13 protein-coding genes are annotated in these 15,187 nt (G+C 71.2%); 2 read left to right on the top strand and 11 right to left on the bottom strand.

The features are described 5' to 3' along the window. Positions 1-21: 21 nt before the first annotated feature. Together badI and badH are read right to left on the bottom strand one after the other, a co-directional pair. A complete protein-coding gene (gene badI, locus INQ48_10035) occupies positions 22-804 on the bottom strand; it encodes a 2-ketocyclohexanecarboxyl-CoA hydrolase (GenBank protein ID QRF59531.1) in 783 nt (260 codons plus the stop codon). A 33-nt stretch (positions 805-837) separates the two neighbouring features. Continuing rightward, a complete protein-coding gene (gene badH, locus INQ48_10030; GenBank protein ID QRF59530.1) occupies positions 838-1,605 on the bottom strand; it encodes a 2-hydroxycyclohexanecarboxyl-CoA dehydrogenase in 768 nt (255 codons plus the stop codon). A 134-nt stretch (positions 1,606-1,739) separates the two neighbouring features. Between badH and INQ48_10025 the strand changes: the two genes are divergently transcribed. Then, entirely contained in the window at positions 1,740-2,255 is a 516-nt protein-coding gene (locus INQ48_10025; protein ID QRF59529.1) for a MarR family transcriptional regulator, read from the top strand. Between the two features lie 12 nt (positions 2,256-2,267). Here INQ48_10025 and INQ48_10020 read toward each other — a convergent pair whose 3' ends face one another. Further along, positions 2,268-3,050, bottom strand: a complete 783-nt coding sequence (locus INQ48_10020; protein QRF59528.1) for an SDR family NAD(P)-dependent oxidoreductase — start codon at positions 3,048-3,050, stop codon at positions 2,268-2,270. A gap of 135 nt (positions 3,051-3,185) precedes the next feature. On the opposite strand from INQ48_10020, the gene INQ48_10015 reads away from it, so the two are divergent. After that, on the top strand, positions 3,186-5,906 hold the full coding sequence (locus tag INQ48_10015) for a helix-turn-helix transcriptional regulator (protein QRF59527.1): 2,721 nt from the start codon (positions 3,186-3,188) through the stop codon (positions 5,904-5,906). A gap of 7 nt (positions 5,907-5,913) precedes the next feature. Here the strand turns inward: INQ48_10015 and INQ48_10010 are convergent, their stop codons facing one another. The 8 genes from INQ48_10010 to INQ48_09975 all read right to left on the bottom strand — a co-directional run bounded on the left by INQ48_10010 (position 5,914) and on the right by INQ48_09975 (position 15,177). After that, the gene (locus tag INQ48_10010) at positions 5,914-7,062 is read right to left on the bottom strand and encodes an acyl-CoA dehydrogenase family protein (protein ID QRF59526.1); all 1,149 of its coding nucleotides are present in this window, start codon (positions 7,060-7,062) and stop codon (positions 5,914-5,916) included. Positions 7,063-7,110: 48 nt separating this feature from the next. Continuing rightward, positions 7,111-8,670, bottom strand: coding sequence for a long-chain-fatty-acid--CoA ligase (locus INQ48_10005; GenBank protein ID QRF59525.1), 1,560 nt, complete (start codon positions 8,668-8,670; stop codon positions 7,111-7,113). 40 nt (positions 8,671-8,710) lie between these two features. Then, entirely contained in the window at positions 8,711-9,823 is a 1,113-nt protein-coding gene (locus INQ48_10000; GenBank protein ID QRF59524.1) for a CoA transferase, read from the bottom strand. 111 nt (positions 9,824-9,934) lie between these two features. Continuing rightward, the gene (locus tag INQ48_09995; GenBank protein ID QRF59523.1) at positions 9,935-10,504 is read right to left on the bottom strand and encodes a DNA-3-methyladenine glycosylase I; all 570 of its coding nucleotides are present in this window, start codon (positions 10,502-10,504) and stop codon (positions 9,935-9,937) included. A 25-nt stretch (positions 10,505-10,529) separates the two neighbouring features. Next, positions 10,530-11,969 carry an amidase gene (locus INQ48_09990; protein QRF59522.1) on the bottom strand — a complete coding sequence of 480 codons (1,440 nt, stop codon included), beginning with the start codon at positions 11,967-11,969 and terminating at the stop codon, positions 10,530-10,532. A gap of 22 nt (positions 11,970-11,991) precedes the next feature. After that, positions 11,992-12,981: a tripartite tricarboxylate transporter substrate binding protein gene (locus INQ48_09985; protein ID QRF59521.1), complete on the bottom strand. Its 990-nt coding sequence runs from the start codon at positions 12,979-12,981 to the stop codon at positions 11,992-11,994. 35 nt (positions 12,982-13,016) lie between these two features. Next, positions 13,017-14,393: an amidase gene (locus INQ48_09980; protein ID QRF59520.1), complete on the bottom strand. Its 1,377-nt coding sequence runs from the start codon at positions 14,391-14,393 to the stop codon at positions 13,017-13,019. 22 nt (positions 14,394-14,415) lie between these two features. Further along, complete coding sequence (locus INQ48_09975) at positions 14,416-15,177, bottom strand: SDR family oxidoreductase (GenBank protein QRF59519.1); 762 nt, start codon at positions 15,175-15,177, stop codon at positions 14,416-14,418. Positions 15,178-15,187: the final 10 nt, after the last annotated feature.

The following is a 15,187-nucleotide window of genomic DNA, read 5'->3' as shown; positions in this document are numbered from 1 at the left end:
GCGGTGTTCTTCGCTGCGCGGCTACTTCGCGTACTTGCGGAACTCGGGCTTGCGCCGTTCCTGCAGCGCCTTCACGCCCTCGCGCGACTCCTCGGTGTCGTAGTAGAGCTTGAGCGCGTACATGCCCATGCCCGCGATGCCGGCCTGGTGCGCGGTGTCGGCGTTGAAGCTGCGCTTGGCGATCGCGATCGCCGTGGGGCTGCGCTCGCAGATCTCCTCGGCCCACCGCTGCACCTCGGCATCGAGCTGCTCGTGCGGCACCACCGCGTTGGCCAGGCCCATGGCCACGGCCTCGGCGCCGCTGTAGCGGCGGTTCAGATACCAGATCTCGCGCGCCTTCTTCTCGCCGACCACGCGCGCCAGGAAGGCGGTGCCGTAGCCCGGGTCGACCGAGCCCATCTTCGGGCCGACCTGGCCGAAGACGGCCTTCTCGGAGGCGATGGTCAGGTCACAAATGGTGCACAGCACGTTGCCGCCGCCGATGGCGAAGCCCTGCACGCGCGCGATCACGGGCTTGGGCACGTTGCGGATCGCATCGTGCAGCTCCTCCATCGGCAGGCCGATGGTGCCGCGGCCGTCGTAGTTGCCGTCGTGCGCCGACTGGTCGCCGCCGGTGCAGAAGGCCTTCTCGCCGGCACCGGCCAGCACGATGGCGCCGATCTCGCGGTCGTAGCCCGCGCGGTTGAGCGCGCGGATGATCTCGTCGCAGGTCTGGCCGCGGAAGGCATTCATCTTCTCGGGCCGATTGATGGTGATCCACGCCACGCGGTTGCGCACGTCGTAGAGGATGTCTTCGAACTGCATGTCTTGCTCCTTGGGAATCCGTATGGGCCGGGGTCAGCCGTTCATCGTCAGGCCGCCCGAGACGCTGAGCACCTGGCCGGTGACGAAGGCCGCGTCGTCGCTCGCGAAGAACAGGATCGCGCCCGGCAGGTCGTCGGGCTGGCCGATGCGGCCCAGCGGGATGGAGCGCGTGAAGGCCTCCATCAGCTTCTCCGGATTGCCCGCGCCTTCCTTGTAGTCGGCGAACAGCGCGGTGTCGGTCGGGCCCGGGCACACCACGTTCGCGGTGATGCCGTGGCGCGCATGCTCGCGCGCGATGGTCTTGGTGAACGCGACCAGCCCGCCCTTGCAGGCCGCGTACACGGCCTCGCCCGAGGAGCCCACGCGCGCCGCGTCAGAAGCGATGTTGACGATGCGGCCCGCCTTCCGCGCCGCCATGCCCGGCAGCACCGCGTGGTGCATGTGCAGCGCGCCCGTGAGGTTGATGGCGATCAGCTTCTCCCACTGCGCGGGCTCGGTCTTCGTGAAGGGCCGGAACACGTCCCAGCCCGCGTTGTTGACCAGCACGTCGATCGCGCCGAAGCGCTCGAGCACCGCGGCCACCGCGGCATCGACGCTCGCGCGCTCGGTGATGTCGCAGCGCAGCGCGAGCGCGCGGCCGCCCTCGGCCTCGATGCGCGCGGCGACCGTTTTGGCGGCGCCGGGGTTCAGGTCGAGCACCGCCACCCGCGCGCCTTCGCGCGCGAAACGGCGGCAGGTCGCGCCGCCGATGCCGCCACCGCCGCCGGTGACGACCACTGTCTTGTCTTCGAATCGTTGCATCAGGTTCTCCTTGGATCCGCGGGCTTGCTATCGTTGGCCGGTCGCGCCGGCTTCCAATCGGCATTTAGGTAAAGATGTTGACGTATTATGCGTTGGCATAGCTTCGCCGTGCAACCCAGTTCACGAAGATATCTATGGTTTCCCCTAATGAAAATGACGCTTCCGCCCGCATGGCGCTGGCCAACAGGGTTTTCTTTCGCCTCTACCAATGTGCCAACATGTTGCATAAAACAGGCACCCGCGCGGTCGAGAACGAAGGCCTGACCACGCAGCAATGGGCGGTGCTCGGCGCGTTGTCGCGCGACGAGGCGAAGGGGGGGATGAGCGTGGGCGACCTGGCGCGCTACCTGAAGGTGAGCCGGCAGAACCTCTCGGGCCTGCTGAGCCGCATGGAGCGCGACGGCCATGTGAAGACCGCGCCCGACGGGCGCGACCGGCGCTCACGCCTGGTGACGATGAGCGAGTCGGGACAGCATGTGTGGGTGGTCGAGGCGCAGCCGAAGATCTACGCCTACTACGAGCAGGTGCTCGAGGGCTTCTCGGTCAACGACGTGACCCACACCCTGCACTACCTGCTGAAGATCCTCGACAACATGCAGAAGGTGGACGACCGCCAGGGCGGGGCCGAGGAGCCGGCCGAGGAAGCGTGAAGCCGCGCGGCCTCAGCGCGGCGCCATGCGGATCGCGCCGTCGAGCCGCACGCTCTCGCCGTTGAAGTAGCCGTTGGTGATCATCAGCTCGGCCAGCGCCGCGTACTCGGCCGGGTTGCCCAGCCGCTTCGGGAACGGCACCGAGGCCGCCAGCGCGGCCTTCACGTTGTCGGGCGCGCCCTGCAGCAGCGGCGTGTCGAAGATGCCCGGCAGGATGGTGTTGACGCGGATGCCCTCGCTCATGAGGTCGCGCGCGATCGGCAGGGTCATGCCGACGATGCCGGCCTTCGAGGCGGTGTAGGCGGCCTGCCCCATCTGGCCGTCCTGCGCGGCCACCGAGGCGGTGTTGACGATGGCGCCGCGCTCGCCGTCCTCGAGCATGTCGAGCGCGAGCATGCCGGCGGCCGACTTGGCGATGCAGCGGAAGGTGCCCACCAGGTTGATCTGGATGATGCGGTCGAAGTTGGCGAGCGGAAAGTGCTTGATCTCGCCCGTGGCCTTGTCGCGGCTCGCGGTCTTCACCGCGTTGCCGGTGCCCGCGCAGTTGACGAGCACGCGCTCCTGGCCGTGCGCGGCGCGCGCCCGGAAGAAGGCCGCGTCGACCTGCGTCTCGGAGGTGACATCGACCTGGCAGAACACGCCGCCGATCTCGGCCGCGAGCGCCTCGCCCTGCGCCGCGTTGAGATCGAACAGCGCGACCTTCACGCCATGCCCGGCCAGGCGCCGCGCGGTGGCCGCGCCGAGGCCGGAGGCGCCGCCGGTGACGACGGCGGCAATGCGGGAATCGAGTTGCATCTTCGGAGGTCCTTGCTGGATGGTTTGGCGCCGGCCAGTTTAGGAAGCAGAATCGACGCGGGCATCGTCGGAACCGACGGTATCCGCTTTCCCCCGCGGCGACCGCACGGCCCGCGCCCCACTCCGCCGTTCGCGATGTCGTCCGCTCCTTCCGCCCGCATCCTCGAGACCAAGCTCAGCCCGCCGGCCTTCGCCGCCACGCAGGTGCTGCGCGACGCGATCTCCGAACGCATCGCGGCCAGCGCGGTCAAGCTGGTGCTGGTGCGCGCGCCCGCGGGCTTCGGCAAGACCACCGCGATGGCGCAAAGCCGCGAGCGCATCGAGGCGCGCGGCACCGCCACCGCCTGGATCACGCTGGACCGCGCCGACAACGACGTCTCGCGCTTCCTCGCCGGCCTCGGCGAGGCCGTGCAGCGCCTCGGCGTGGAGGAGCCGCGCGCCCACACGCCCTTCGACGCGGTGGCCGCGCTGGCCGCGCACGACGCGCCCTTCGTGCTGTTCCTCGACGACTTCGAGGTGGTGCAGGAACCCGCGGTGATCGGACTGGTGCGCGAGATCGTCGAGCACCTGCCGCGCGGCGGCAAGCTGGTGATCGGCTCGCGCGGCCTGCCCGACCTCGGCGTGGGCCGGCTGCGCGCGCGCGGCCAGCTCGAGGAGATCGACACCGACCGGCTGCGCTTCAGCCTCGAGGAGACCGGCGCCTTCTTCGGCCTGCGCCCGCACGCCGGCGACGCCGCGGCACCGGCGCTGCCGCACGAACTGCTCGCGCAGCTGCACCGCAAGACCGAGGGCTGGATCGCCGCGCTCTGGCTGGCCTCGATGGCGCTCGAGCGCCATGGCAGCGCAAGCGGCTTCATCGAGCGCTTCTCGGGCTCCGACCGCGCGGTGGCCGACTACCTGGCCGAGGACGTGCTCGCGCAGCAGCCCGCCGAGGTGCGCGAATTCCTGCTGCGCACCAGCATCCTGCGCCAGCTCGATGCCTCGGTGTGCCAGGCGCTCAACCCGCGCGCCGACAGCGCGGCCATCCTCGAGCAACTGGCCGCGGCGAACCTGTTCCTGACGCCCGTGAGCGGCGCCGCGGACGGCGACGGCGCCTGGCGCTACCACAGCCTGTTCGCCGATTTCCTGCGCGCGCGGCTCGCGCGCGAGATGCCCGGCGAGATCGCGCGGCTGCACCTGGCGGCCTCGGGCTGGTACGAATCGCGCCAGCGGCCGGTGCCCGCGATCGACCATGCGATCGAGGGCGGCGACCATCCGCATGCGCTGACCCTGCTCGACAGCTATGCCGGCCGCTTCCTCGAGCAGGGCCGCATGCGCATGCTCGCGCGCTGGTTCTCGGCCATTCCCGAGCACCAGCTGCGCGAGCATCCCGCGCTGCAGCCGATCGCGCTGTGGGCCACCTGCTTCACGCACGGCCCCTGGCAGGCGATGCAGCAGCTCGAGAGCTCGGGCTGCCTCGACAGCCCCACGCCCGCGGTGCGCGCGAGCGCGCAGACGCTGATCCCGCTGCTGCTGGCGATGCAGGACCGGCACGACGAGGCCTACGAGGCCGGCCGCCTGAGCCTGGCGCGGCTGCCCACCGGCCTGCCCTTCGCCGACAGCGTGCTGCTCAACGCGATGGCGCACATCCTCGCGGTGCGCGGCGACCAGCACGAGGCGCAGCGCCTGCTCGACGCCGCGCGGCGCCAGCAGGGCAGCAGCACCTTCAACCGCATGTACACCGAGTCGCTGGCCGGCCTGTTCGACCTGCACGAGGGCCGGCTGCGCCAGGCCACCGCGCGCTTTCGCATGGCGGTCGACTCGACGCATGCGGTCTCGTACAACCACAGCCACGGCAACGCCTGGGCCGGCGTGCTCTACGCGGGCTCGGTCTACGAGTCGAACCAGCTGCTGCAGGCCGAGCACCTGCTCAACGTCTACCTGCCGCTGGCGCGCGACGTGGGCCTGCCCGACCACATGATCCTGAGCCACGCGATGCGCTCGCGCATCGCCTTCCATGCCGGCGACATCGATGCCGCGTTCCAGGCCCTGACCGAGCTCGAGTACCTGGGCCACCAGCGCCAGCTGCCGCGCGTGGTGGCCGGCGCCAAGCTCGAGCGCTCGCGCATGCTGCTGCTGCAGGGCAACGGTCCCGCCGCGCACGACGAACTCGCGCGCGCCGACGACCCGGCCCTGTGGGCGCGCGAGAAGATCCAGCGCCTGCCCGCGCACGACCTCGACTACCTGACCCTGGCCCGCGCGCGCTGGGAGATCGCGTTCGGCGACGCGCGCGCGGCCCTCGACACCATCGACGCCGAGCTGCATGCGGCCCTCGCCGCCGCGCGGCTGCGGCGCGTGCTCAAGCTGCGGCTGCTGCGCGCCCTGGCGCTGCAGCGCGCGGGCAGCATCGCCGAGGCCATCGCCGAAGCCGCCGAGGTGCTGCAGACCGCGAGCCACGAGGGCTACATGCGCCTGATCCTCGACGAGGGCCCGGCCGCCGCGCTGCTGGTGCAGCGCTTCGCGAACGCGCTGCAAGACAGCGCCACCGCGCGCGGCAGCAGCGACCCGATCCTCGGCGAGTACGTGCAGCGGCTGCTGCAGGCGGCCGGGCCGGTCGTGCTGCCCGATGGCGGCGAGGCGGAGAGCGCCGAGGCCGCGGGCACCGACGCCCTGGCGGCCTGCGAGCCGCTGACGCGCAAGGAGATCCGCGTGCTGCAGCTGCTGGCCGAGGGCTATTCGAACGGCGCGATGGCCGAGAAGCTGTTCGTGTCGGACAGCACGGTGCGCACGCACCTGCGCAACATCAACATGAAGCTCGATGCGAAGAGCAGGACGCAGGCGGTGGCGATCGCGCGGCGGCTGGGAGTGATCCGCTAGGGCCCGCTCACAACGCCCGCGAGATCACCTCCTTCATGATCTCGTTGGTCCCGCCGTAGATCCGCTGCACCCGCGCATCCGCATACATGCGCGCCACCACGTACTCGTTCATGAAGCCATAGCCACCGAACAGCTGCAGGCATTCGTCGACCACCCGGCCCTGCGCCTCCGAGCCCCAGAGCTTGGCCATGGAGGCGGTGGCGGTGTCGAGCGTGCCGGCGACGAGCTCCTCGACGCAGCGGTCGATGAACGCGCGACCGACCTTGATCTGGGTCGCGATCTCGGCGAGCTTGAACTTGGTGTTCTGGAACTCGGCGATGGGCTTGCCGAAGGCCTTGCGGTCGCGCACGTAGTCGAGCGTGGCCTGGTAGGCGCCCTCCATGGTGGCGAGCGCGCTGACGCCGATGATGGTGCGCTCGTAGGGCAGGTCGCCCATGAGCTGGAAGAAGCCCTGCCCCTCGACGCCGCCGAGCACGGCATCGGCCGCCACGCGCACGTCGTCGAAGAAGAGCTCGGAGGTGTCCTGCGCCTTCATGCCGATCTTGTCGAGCACGCGGCCGACGCGGAAACCCTCGCAGCCCTCGGTCTCGACGATCAGGATCGAGGTGCCCTTGGCGGCCTGCGCGGGATCGGTCTTGGCGACCACCAGCACCACGCCGGCGAGGAAGCCATTGGTGATGAAGGTCTTGGAACCGTTGATGACGTAGCCGCCGTCCTTCTTCTCGGCGCGCGTGCGCACGCCCTGCAGGTCGGAGCCGGCGCCGGGCTCGGTCATGGCCACCGCGCCGACCAGTTCGCCGCGCGCCATGCGCGGCAGGTAGTGCTGCTTCTGCGCCTCGGTGCCGTGGTTGAGGAAGTAGTGCGCAACGATGCTGTGCACCGAGGTCGCCATGCCGCTGAGGCCGCGGCGCGCGGCCTCCTCGTAGAACACGGCCTCGTGGCGGAAGTCGCCGCCGGCGCCGCCGTACTCGTCCGGGATGTCGGCGCACAGCAGGCCGAGCGCGCCGGCCTTGCGCCAGATCTCGTGGCCGACGTGGCCGCGCTTGCGCGCCTCCTCGTCGTTCGGAACCATCTCGGTCTCGATGAAGCGCACCACGGTGTCGCGGTAGCGCTCCAGGTCCTCATCGCTCCAGGAGCGGCGGAAATCGATCGTCATGTTCGGCGTGTCCTCGTTCGTCTCTTCGTTGATGTTCTGTGCGTGGCTTCAACCCACGCGGCGCTGCTTGCCGGCCCAGTACGGATCGCGCAGCTGGAATTTCTGCAGCTTGCCCGCGGCCGACAGCGGCAGCGCATCGCGGAACTCCACGCTGCGCGGGCACTTGTAGCTCGCGATCTGCGCGCGGCAGTGTGCGATCACGGCCTCGGCCTCGAGCGCCATGCCCTCGCGCCGCACGATCACGGCATGCACGCGTTCGCCCCACTTATCGTCGGGCACCCCGATCACGGCCGACATCAGCACCTGCGGCAGCTGCGCGATGGCATTCTCGACCTCGGCCGAGTAGACGTTCTCGCCGCCGCTCACGATCATGTCCTTCATGCGGTCGACCACGAAGACGAAGCCCTGCGTATCCATGTAGCCGCCGTCGCCGGTGTGCATCCAGCCGCCGCGCAGCGCGGCCTTGGTCTCGGCCGGCTTGTTCCAGTAGCCCTGCATCACCATCGGCCCGCGCGCGACGATCTCGCCGACCTGGCCCGCGGGCAGCTCGCGGTCCTCGCCGTCGACGATGCGCACCTCGGCGATGGCGATCGGCGTGCCGGCCGAACGCAACAGGCGCTCGCGGTCGGGGCCCGGCAGATGGCAGCGCGGCGGCAGCGCCGTGACCACGGGCGACAGCTCGGTCATGCCGTAGACCTGCGCGAAGGCGGTGGCCGGCAGCGCGCGCATGGCCTGGTCGAGCAGCGCGGCGTCGATGGGCGCGGCGCCGTAGAACAGCAGCTTCAGCCGCGACAGGTCGAACTCGCCGAAGCGCGGATGCTCGATCACGCGCTTGATCATGGTCGGCACCAGGAACATCTCGGTGACGCGCGCCTGCTGCAGGGTGTCGAGCACCGCCAGCTCGTCGAACATCGGCACCACGTGCATGGGCACCAGCCGCAGCAGGTTCTGGATCGCGATGCCGCAGCCGGCGACGTGGAACATCGGCGCGGCGACGATCGAGACCGCCTCGTGCCCATCGCGCGGCAGGGCCGCGACGGTGGCCAGCGCATCGATGCAGAGGCTGCCATGGCTCAGCATCACGCCCTTGGGCCGGCCGGTGGTGCCGCCGGTGTACATCACGGCCGCGAGCTCGTCGCCGGTGTGCGGCGCGTCGTCGATGGCCGCGGTGCCGGCCATCAGCGCCTCGTAGCCGACCATGCCCTCGGGCACCTCGCGCTCGCCGCAATAGACCACGGTGCGCAGCGACGTGGAGAGCCGGCGCAACTCGCCGACCAGCGGCGCGAACAGGTCGTCCACCAGCAGGATGCGGGTGTCGCAGTCGTCGAGCGAGTAGGCGACCTCCTTCGGGTTCCAGCGGATGTTGACGGGGTTGACGACGCCGCCGCCCCACCAGGTGCCGAAGAAGTATTCGACGAAGCGGTGCGAGTTGAGGCTCATCATGCCCACGCGGTCGCCGCGCCCCATGCCGAGCTGCCGCAGCGCGGCACCGAGCCGCGCGACGCGGTCGACGAATTCGCCGAAGCCGAGGCGGTGCGCGCCGCTGACGATGGCGGTGGCCTCGCCCTTCTCGCGGCGACCCTTGTGAAGCGACTGGGTCAGGTACATGGGCCCTCCTGCGTCTTGCCGATGCGTGCGCGGGCGGCGCTCAGGCCGCGCGCAGCGACGGCGCGGCAGCCTCGCCCACGCCCCAGCGCCGCAGCAGCGCCGCGCCCTCCTCGCGCGGCGCGGCCGAAGGCGCGCTGGGCGCGCTGCGGCTGAAGCGCGGCGCGGGCGCGGGCTGCACCATGCCGTCGACCTCGACGAAGGTGCCGCGCGCCACGTTGTGCGGATGCGCGGGCGCCTCGTCCCAGTCGAGCACCGGCGCGAAGCAGGCATCGCTGCCCTCGAGCAGCGCGCACCATTCGTCGCGCGTGCGGGTGCGGAACAGGTCGGCCATGCGCAGCTTGAGCAGCGGCCAGCGCGCGGTGTCCATCTGGGCGTCGAACACCGGGTCGTCGGCGATGCCGCAGCGCTCGCGCAGCAGCGCATAGAACTGCGGCTCGATGGCGCCGATGGCCACGTACTTTCCGTCGGCGCAGGCATAGGTGTCGTAGAAGGGCGCGCCGCCGTCGAGCATGTTCTCGCCGCGCTGGTTGCTCCACTGGCCGGCCGCCTTGAAGCCGTACATCATGGCCGACAGCAGCGCCGCGCCGTCGGTCATGGCGGCATCGACCACCTGGCCCTGGCCCGAGGCCTTGGCCTCGTGCAGCGCCGCGAGGATGCCGAAGGCCAGGAACATGGCGCCGCCGCCGAAGTCGCCGACGTAGTTGAGCGGCGGCACCGGCGGCTCGCCCGCGCGGCCGACCGCGTGCAGCGCGCCGCTCAGCGCGATGTAGTTGATGTCGTGGCCGGCCGCCTGCGCGAGCGGGCCATGCTGGCCCCAGCCGGTCATGCGGCCGTAGACCAGGCGCGGGTTGAGCGCGAGGCAGTCGGCCGGACCGAGGCTCAGGCGCTCCATCACGCCGGGGCGGAAGCCCTCGATCAGCACGTCGGCGCGCGCGATGGCGTCGCGCACGGTGGCGGCCGCGCCCTCGGCGCGCAGGTCGATCTGCAGCAGGCTGCGGCCGCGCGCGAGGATGTCGTGGGGGTTGCGCGGCGTGCCGGGCCGCTCGATGCGCAGCACCTCGGCGCCCATGTCGGCGAACAGCATCGCGCAGAAGGGACCGGGGCCGAGGCCGGCCATCTCGATCACGCGCAATCCTTGCAATGGGCCCGGCATCGTCCGTCTCCTTGGCCGCGGGCGGCCTGGTCTGTGTGGAGAACGATCTTGTCGCGGCCCGGTGGGTGCCGCATCGTCGGAAGAGACGATAGAGGCGACGAGAAAAGCCGCTCAGCCCGCCTTGGCGACCTGCGCGCGCCGGAAGCAGGCCGCGTCGTGGTCGTTGACGATGCCCACCGCCTGCAGCCAGGCATAGACGATGGTCGGGCCGACGAACTTGAAGCCGCGCTTCTTGAGCTCCTTCGACACGCGCTCGGACAGCTCGGACGACACGGTGCGCGTCTTGCCGTCGTTCTTGATGACCTTGCCATCGGTGAAGGACCAGCAGAAGTCGGTGAAGCTCTCGCCGCGCGCCGCCATCTCGTTGTAGATCTGGGCGCCGCGGATGGTGGCCTCGATCTTGGCGCGCGCGCGGATGATGCCGGGGTTGCCCATCAGCCGCTCGATGTCCTTCTCGTCGAAGCGCGCGACCTTCTTCGGATCGAAGCCCGCGAAGGCCTCGCGGAAGGTGTCGCGCTTGCGCAGCACGGTGATCCAGGCCAGGCCGGCCTGGAAGCCCTCGAGCATCAGCGTCTCCCAGAGCATGCGCGGATCGCGCTCGGGCACGCCCCATTCGGCGTCGTGGTAGGCGCTCATCAGGGCATCGCCCTCGGCCCAGCTGCAGCGGGTGTGTTGCTTCATGCGCCGATGATATCGGCGGCCCTCCTCAAGGAAGTTCGGGCCGCCGCGCGGCGTATCCCGTGGCGGCCTCGAAGGCCGCCGACGCGCCCAGCAGCGCCGCGTCGTCCTGGAAGCGGCCCACGAGTTGCAGGCCCAGCGGCATGCCGTCGCCGCCGAAACCGCTCGGCAGGCTGATCGCTGGATGGCCGGTCATGTTGAACGGCATGGTCCATGGATACCAGTGCGCGCGCACGTTCTCGTAGGGCTGGCCATCGATGTCGAGCGGCGCGAACAGGTCTTGCTCGAGCGCCACCGCCGAGCGCGTGAGCGTGGGCATCGCGAGCAGGTCGGCGCGCTCGAACAGCGCCTGCACGCGCTTGAACAGCTGCGAGCGCGCGAACATCGCCTCCTGGTATTCGACGCCGCTCACGCCGGCCGCCGACTCGACCTGGCGCCGGAAGGTCTCGCTGAAGCTGTCGGGATGCCGCTCGACCAGCGGGCCGAAGCGCGCGCGCCACACCGTGTGGTTGATCGCGCGCCAGATCGGCTCGACCTCGAAGCCTTCGCCGTCGAAGTGCTCGATGCGCGCGCCCAGGTCCTTCAGCGTGCGCAGCGCGGCCTCGAAGTTGCGCGCCACATCGGCCGACACCGGCCGTCCCGGCGGCGCGGCGCAGCACAGCACGCGCCGGCCGCGCAGGTCGCCGGTATTCGCCGCGGCCGCCACGTAGTCGTGCGAACGCAGGCCGATCGACCAGGGATCGACCGGCGACGGCCCGGCCATCGCCTGCAGCATCAGCGCGGTGTCGCCCACGGTGCGGGTCATCGGCGTGACGTAGGTCTGGTTGCCGTAGAGGTCCTGCGCCTGGCTGTGCGGGATCACGCCGACCGACTGCTTGATGCCGACCACGCCGTTGCAGGCGGCCGGGATGCGCGTGGAGCCGCCACCGTCGGTGGCGACCGCGAGCGGCGCGATGCCGGCCGCGACCGCGGCTGCCGCGCCGCCGCTCGAGCCGCCGCAGGTGCGCGCGAGGTTCCACGGGTTGCGCGTGCTGCCGAACAGCGGCGAGTTGGTCAGCGGGCCCGAGCCGAACTCCGGCGTGGTGGTCTTGCCGATCAGGATCGCGCCCTCGGCACGCAGCCGCGCCACGCTCACGGCGTCTTCGGCGGGCACGTTGGCGCGGTGGATCACGGTGCCGAAGGTGGTCGCAACGCCCTCGGTGTTGACCAGGTCCTTCACGGTGAACGGAAGGCCGTGCAGCGCGCCCAGCGGCCGGCCGGCCACGATGGCGTCCTCGGCGCGGCGGGCCTCGGCCAGGGCGCGCTCGGGCGTCAGGGTGATGAAGCAATTGAGCGTGGGCTGCAGGCGCTCGGCGCGCGCGAGCACCGCCGTCACCAGCTCGACCGGCGAGAGCTGGCGCGCGCGGATCAGGCCGGCCAGCTCGGTCGCGGGCGTGAAGAAGAGCGAATCGTCTGAGATCGTGGACATGGACATCGAGCCTTCGTGCGTGCTATTCGTCGATGACGATGCCGGCCGCCTTGACGATCGGCTCCCAGTTCCTGCGCTCGCGCTGCGCCCGCTGCGCGAGTTCGGCGCGGCCCTCGGCATGGGCGACCAGCCCGGCCGCCTCGAGGCTGCGCGCGAGCTCGGGCTTGGCCGCCGCCGCGAGGAAGCCGCGCTCCAGTGCCGACAGCACGGCGGCCGGCGTGCCCGCAGGCGCATAGACCGCATACCAGCTCGTGGCCGCGACGAACTCGCCGAAGCCCTGCTCCTTGGCCGTGGGCACGTCGGGCAAGGCCGGCAGCCGCTTGTCGCCGCTCAAGCCCAGGAACTTGATCTTGCCGCCCTTGTAGAGCGGCATCATGCTGGCGGCCGCATCCCAGCCCATCGACAGCTCGCCACCGACCACGTCGATCAGCATCGGCGAGGCGCCGCGGTAGGCCACGGGCGTGAGCTCGAAGCCCTGTGCCTTGGCGAGCGCGAAGGCACCCAGGTGGCCCGAGCTGCCGATGGTGGCGAGGCCCAGCGTCGCCTTGCTCGGGTTCTTCTTCGCCCATTCGACGTACTGTTTCATCGAGCTGTAGGGCTGACCGGCGCCGGTGACGACCGCGGTGGGAATCTCGACCAGCAGCGCGACCGGCACCAGGTCCTTGTCGGCGTCGTAGCCCGGCGTCTTGTAGGTCAGCGGCAGGATGGTGAGCAGCGGCGACGGCGCTAGGTAGAGCGTGAGGCCGTCGGGCTTGGCCTTCTTCACCGTGTCCCAGGCCAGGCGCGCCGAGGCGCCGGGCTTGTTGTCGACCACGATGCTGCCGAAGCCCGCGTCCTTGAGCTGCTCGGCATACAGGCGCGCGACCGTGTCGGCCGCGCCGCCGGCGGCATAGCCCACGACGATGCGCAGGTTGCCGCCCGCGAGGCCCGGTGGCAACTGGGCCTGGGCAGCCGGAAGGACGCAGGCCGCGAAGGCCGCGACGGCAAGGGATCGGCGGAGGAAGGACGGCATGGAAGACCTCGCGGTGAAAGAAGAAAGGGGATCGCTCAACCGAGCGCCTGCTCGACCAGCGCTGCGACATCGAGCAGATAGTGGTCGTCGTACCAGCGGCCCACGAGCTGCAGCCCGATCGGCAGGCCGATGGCGCTGCGACCGCAGGGCATCGACAGCGCGGGATGGCCCGTGAGGTTCATCGGGTAGGTGTAGGGATACCAGGCGCCGCGCACCGTGCCCGCGGGCCGGCCGGCGATCTCGATCTCGCCGCTCACGTCCTTGTCGATGGGCAGCGGCGGCGCCGACAGCGTGGGCGACACCAGCACGTCGAAGCGTTCGAACAGCGCCTGCAGCTCGTTGAAGCAGCGGGTCTTGGCGAAGGTGGCCTCGTGCAGGTCGACGGCCGTGTGGCGGCGGCCCTTTTGCACCGCGTCGATCAGCGAGGCATCGAGCCGATTGCCGAAACGCTCGAGGTTGGCGCCCACGCGCGCGGCCAGCAGCGACTGCAGCACGACCAGGAAATGCTTCTCGAGCGAAACGAAATCGAGCTGCACGGTCTCGACGCTGGCGCCCTCGCGCGCCATCGCCTGCACGGCCGCGCCCGCGATGGCCTCCACCTCGGGATCGACGCGGTTGCCCGCGCTCGGCAGCCAGGCCACGCGCAGGCCGCGCAGCGAGACCGGCGCGACACGGCACGGCGGCGCGCAGCCCGCGCCCCAGGGATCGCGCGCGTCGAAGCCCGCGATGGCCTCGAACAGCAGCCGGGTGTCGGCCACGTCGCGCGCCATCGGCCCGGTGAAGGAGTTGGCCGAATAGAGGTCGGGCGCCTGCAGATGCGGCACCACGCCGAGCGTGGCCTTGAGGCCGACGATGCCGCAGCAGGCGGCGGGAATGCGGATCGAGCCGCCGCCGTCGGTGCCCAGCGCCAGCGGTCCCATGCCGGCCGCCACCGCGGCCGCGGCGCCGCTGCTCGAGGCGCCGGGGGTGTAGGCCGGGTTGATGGGGTTGAGCGTGCGGCCGAACAGCGGCGCCGTCGGCACCTGCTTGTGGCCGAACTCGGGCGTGAGGGTCTTGCCGATCAGGATCGCGCCCGCGGCCTTGGCGCGTGCCACGGCCACCGCGTCGTCCTTGGGCACGAAGTCCTCGTGGATCGCCGAGCCCATGGTGGTGCGCACGCCGGCCGTGAGCGTCAGGTCCTTCACGGAATAGGGAATGCCATGCAGCGGGCCCAGCGGCTCGCCGGCCATCACGGCGGCCTCGGCGCGGCGCGCGGCGCCCAGTGCCTGGTCGGCGGTCACGGTGATGAAGGCGTTGATCTCGCGGCGCGCCTCGATGCGCGCGAGCGCGGCCTGCACGATCTCCACCGGCGAGGCCTCCTTGCGCCGCACCAGCGCGGCCAGCGCCACGGCGCCGTGGTCCATCAGATCCATGGTCGTTCCTCGAAGTCGGAAGTCAGAGCATCCAGCGGCCGCCGTCGATCAGCAGCGTCTGGCCGGTGATGAAGCGGGCGTCGTCGCCCGCCAGGAAGGCCACGGCCGTGGCCACGTCGCGTGGCGTGCCGATGAAGCCCGCGGGCGTGTCGGCCACGATGCGCGCGAGCACCTCGGGGTTCAGCTGGTCGTGCGCGCGGGTGCGGATCGCGCCGGGGCACACGGCATTGACCGTGACGCCGTGCGGCGCGAGCTCGCGCGCCAGCGAGCGCGTGAAGCCCACCACGCCCATCTTGGCGGCCGCATAGTCGGCCAGGCCCACGTCGCCGACGAAGGCCGCGTCGGTGCTCATGTTGACGATCCGGCCGAAACCGCGTGCCTTCATGCCGGGCGCCACGCGGCGCGAGGCGCGCATGGCCGTGAGCAGCGAGACCTCGAGCACGAAGCGCCAGACCTCCTCCCGCGACTCGACGAAGGGCGCGCCGCGTTCGCGCGCGCTCTGGCCGACGTTGTTGAAGAGGATGTCGACCGGGCCGAAGGCCGATTCCACGCGGTCGAAGAAAGCCGAGACCACCGCCGCGTCGGTGCAGTCGCCGCTCACGCGCAGGCAGCGCGAGGCCAGGCCGGGCGCGACGCCGTCGCCGGCCAGTTGCGCGTCGAGCGGCGCGCAATCGAGGTCGAGCACCGCGACGCGCGCGCCGCGCCCCAGGAACTCCATCACCGCGGCGGCGCCGATGCCCTGCCCGCCCCCGGTGACCACCGCCACGCGCCTGTCGAACGTCATCGCGGGCCTT

Origin of the sequence: Variovorax paradoxus (genome assembly GCA_016806145.1) — a bacterium.
Classification (GTDB): domain Bacteria; phylum Pseudomonadota; class Gammaproteobacteria; order Burkholderiales; family Burkholderiaceae_C; genus Variovorax.
Note: the sequence above shows the minus strand (reverse complement) of the source record. Positions and strands in the feature narration are given on the sequence as shown.

Excerpts from the sequence above, each read along its gene's own strand:
- INQ48_10005 (QRF59525.1), bottom strand. The coding sequence starts at position 8,670 with ATGTACCTGACCCAGTCGCTTCACAAGGGTCGCCGCGAGAAGGGCGAG.
- INQ48_09975 (QRF59519.1), bottom strand. The coding sequence starts at position 15,177 with ATGACGTTCGACAGGCGCGTGGCGGTGGTCACCGGGGGCGGGCAGGGC.
- INQ48_09980 (QRF59520.1), bottom strand. The coding sequence starts at position 14,393 with ATGGATCTGATGGACCACGGCGCCGTGGCGCTGGCCGCGCTGGTGCGG.
- INQ48_10000 (QRF59524.1), bottom strand. The coding sequence starts at position 9,823 with ATGCCGGGCCCATTGCAAGGATTGCGCGTGATCGAGATGGCCGGCCTC.
- INQ48_09995 (QRF59523.1), bottom strand. The coding sequence starts at position 10,504 with ATGAAGCAACACACCCGCTGCAGCTGGGCCGAGGGCGATGCCCTGATG.
- INQ48_09990 (QRF59522.1), bottom strand. The coding sequence starts at position 11,969 with ATGTCCACGATCTCAGACGATTCGCTCTTCTTCACGCCCGCGACCGAG.
- badH (QRF59530.1), bottom strand. The coding sequence starts at position 1,605 with ATGCAACGATTCGAAGACAAGACAGTGGTCGTCACCGGCGGCGGTGGC.
- INQ48_10025 (QRF59529.1), top strand. The coding sequence starts at position 1,740 with ATGGTTTCCCCTAATGAAAATGACGCTTCCGCCCGCATGGCGCTGGCC.
- badI (QRF59531.1), bottom strand. The coding sequence starts at position 804 with ATGCAGTTCGAAGACATCCTCTACGACGTGCGCAACCGCGTGGCGTGG.
- INQ48_10010 (QRF59526.1), bottom strand. The coding sequence starts at position 7,062 with ATGACGATCGATTTCCGCCGCTCCTGGAGCGATGAGGACCTGGAGCGC.
- INQ48_09985 (QRF59521.1), bottom strand. The coding sequence starts at position 12,981 with ATGCCGTCCTTCCTCCGCCGATCCCTTGCCGTCGCGGCCTTCGCGGCC.
- INQ48_10015 (QRF59527.1), top strand. The coding sequence starts at position 3,186 with ATGTCGTCCGCTCCTTCCGCCCGCATCCTCGAGACCAAGCTCAGCCCG.
- INQ48_10020 (QRF59528.1), bottom strand. The coding sequence starts at position 3,050 with ATGCAACTCGATTCCCGCATTGCCGCCGTCGTCACCGGCGGCGCCTCC.